1 protein-coding gene is annotated in these 3042 nt (G+C 43.5%); it reads left to right on the plus strand.

What is annotated here, in order from left to right:
* Window positions 1-191 precede the first annotated feature (191 nt).
* A complete protein-coding gene (locus IQ229_RS21080) occupies window positions 192-2999 on the plus strand; it encodes a DUF1156 domain-containing protein (protein ID WP_194047071.1) in 2808 nt (935 codons plus the stop codon).
* The last annotated feature ends 43 nt before the right edge of the window (window positions 3000-3042 follow it).

Below are 3042 nucleotides of genomic sequence, written 5' to 3' on the forward strand. Positions count from 1 at the left end.
TCACTCTATTACAGTGACTATAATTGCCAGACGAAGCTCTGTAACTAAGTTAAGTAAGTAGCAATCAAAAAAGGCTAATTAGCCAACTAAATTATTTGATGCAATGATTCCGTAAACCTACTCATTCGGAAAATGTTGCGCTGCTTGCTGGCGGAAACGCAGACTTCAATTATACAAGTCTGGCCAAATGAATGACCTACCGTAAGAAGCTAATTGAAGTCGCGTTACCACTGGAAGCAATTAACAAAGAATCTGCTAGAGAAAAATCAATAAGACACAGACACCCTTCAACGCTACATTTGTGGTGGTCACGTAAGCCGTTAGCGACTTGTCGGGCAGTTTTGTTTGCATCTTTGGTAGATGACCCATCGAGTCATCCTGATAAATTTACCACAAAAGAGGCGCAGGATACAGAGAGAAAGCGCCTGTTTGAAATTATTGAACAATTGGTGAAATGGGAAAATATCAATAATCAGGATATTTTAGAGAAAGCTAAAGCAGAAATTCTCAAATCAACTAATAATAATCCACCGCCTGTACTTGACCCATTTTGCGGTGGCGGTAGTATACCTTTAGAAGCACAAAGATTAGGGTTAGAGGCGCATGGCAGCGATCTCAATCCAGTGGCGGTTTTGATTACCAAAGCTTTGATTGAAATTCCGCCAAAGTTTGCAAATCAGCCTCCGGTTAATCCTGATTCTCAAAAAAACTCTTTGACTACTAAAAAATGGTATTGGGCGCAAGGATTAGCTGAAGATGTGCGTTATTACGGGCAATGGATGCGGAGTGAAGCTTTTAAGAACATTGGGCATATCTATCCAAAGGTGAATTTACCACAGGAGTATGGTGGTGGTCAAGGAAAAGTTATTGCTTGGTTATGGGTTAGGACGGTGAAATGTCCTAACCCAGGTTGTGGAGCTAAGATGCCACTATCAAGCAAATTCCATCTGTCTACGAAGAAAGATAGACAAGCTTGGGTAGAGCCAATTATTGACCGCAGTCAGCAACCCCCTGTTGTACGTTTTCAAGTGAAAACTGGCAAAGGTAAGCCACCAGACGGAACTATTAGTCGTAAAGGTGCAATTTGTGTCTGTTGCGGTACGCCAGTACCCATTGACTACATTCGCACTCAAGGACAAGCGGGACAGATGGAGTCTCAATTAATGGCCATTGTGGCGGAAGGTCAGCGTCAGAGGGTATATTTGTCACCTCATAAGGAACATGAGGAAATTGCAGCTTTAGCACAGCCAAAATGGAAACCTGAAACATATTTGCCAAAACAAGCACTTGGTTTTCGTGTGCAGGCTTACGGGATGACGAAGCACGCTGATTTATTTACTTATCGTCAGCTTGTAGCCCTAAGCACTTTTAGTGACTTGATAAGCGAGGTAAGGGAAAAGGTGCTTGTTGATGCTATTGCTGCTGGAATGCCAGATGACAATTTACCATTTTGTGAAGGTGGTAAAGGTGCAACAGCTTATAGTGATGCAGTAGCGACTTATTTAGCTATGGGAGTAAGTCGAACTGCTAACACATTATGTACGATCGCAAGATGGACAGCTAGTCGAGATCAAACTGTAACTGCTTTTGCTAGACAGGCAATTCCAATGAGTTGGGATTATCCAGAAGTAAATCCCTTTGCTGGTGCTGCTGGGGATTTGGAGATATCTCTGTCTTCAATATGTGAAGCACTTGAAAATTTACCTTATACAAGTCTTCCTGGGGTTGTTCAACAGATAGATGCAACACAAATAGATGCTCGTGTAGCTAGCTTAGTAATATCTACAGATCCACCTTATTATGACGCAGTACCCTACTCAGATTTATCTGACTTTTTTTACGTTTGGCTGCGTCGTTCATTAATTCGTATTTATCCTGACCTGTTTTCAACTGTACTTGTCCCTAAAGAAAAAGAACTAGTCGCAGACCCTTTTCGTCGTGGTGGACGTGATAAAGCAAAGCAGTTTTTTGAAGAAGGATTAAGCAAAGTTTTTGCTAGAGTCAGAGAAGTTGCTCATCCAGATTATCCTTTTAGCGTCTACTACGCCTTCAAGCAAACAGAAACTGATGTAGATGATGATGATGAAAGCAATGAGTTAACTATTGCTTCAACAGGTTGGGAGACAATGCTAGAAGGGCTAATCCAGGCTGGTTTCACTGTAACTGGTACTTTACCAATGCGTACAGAGCTAGGAAATCGGGTAAGAAACCAAAATTCTAACGCCCTTGCGTCTTCCATTGTCCTCGTCTGCCGTCCTCGCCCAGAAACCGCCCCATTCACAACTCGTCGCCAATTTGTTAATCTCCTCAAACGTGAACTACCTGATGCTCTACAACAACTTCAACAAAGCAACATCGCCCCGGTAGACTTGGCACAAGCCAGCATTGGCCCTGGCATGGCAATTTACTCCCGCTACAGCAAAGTCCTAGAATCAGACGGCACACCAATGCCTGTTCGCACCGCCTTGCAACTAATTAACCAAACTTTAGATGAGTTTCTCGCTGAACAAGAAGGAGAATTTGATGCTGAAACCCGTTTTGCTTTAATTTGGTATGAACAGCATACCTTTAGTGAAGGGTTATTTGGCGATGCTGAAACCCTCTCCAAAGCAAAGAATACAGCAGTACAAGGCTTGGTAGACGCTGGCATCCTCACTGCCAAAGCAGGTAAAGTGCGACTATTACGCCGCGACGAATTAGCCAAAAATTGGAATCCCCAAACCGATAACCGCCTCACGGTCTGGGAAGCCACGCAGCACATGATTCGGGAATTGCAAGACGGTGCTGGAAATCAAGGTGCTGCAAATTTGCTATCTCAACTGGGAACCATAGGAGAAGCAGCAAGGGAATTAGCTTATCGGCTGTATAACATTTGCGACAGAAAAGGCTGGGCTGCTGAAGGTGTTGCTTACAACAGCTTAGTGATTTCCTGGCCAGAAATTTCTCGCCTCGCTGCTGAAACCGAAGAATCGACTCCCTTACAAGTAGCGTTGTTTTAAAGATGGAATTTGATAAGCCTTCATTACCCTCACCCCCTAGCCC

This window comes from Nostoc cf. edaphicum LEGE 07299, assembly GCF_015207245.1.
Taxonomy (GTDB): domain Bacteria; phylum Cyanobacteriota; class Cyanobacteriia; order Cyanobacteriales; family Nostocaceae; genus Nostoc; species Nostoc edaphicum_B.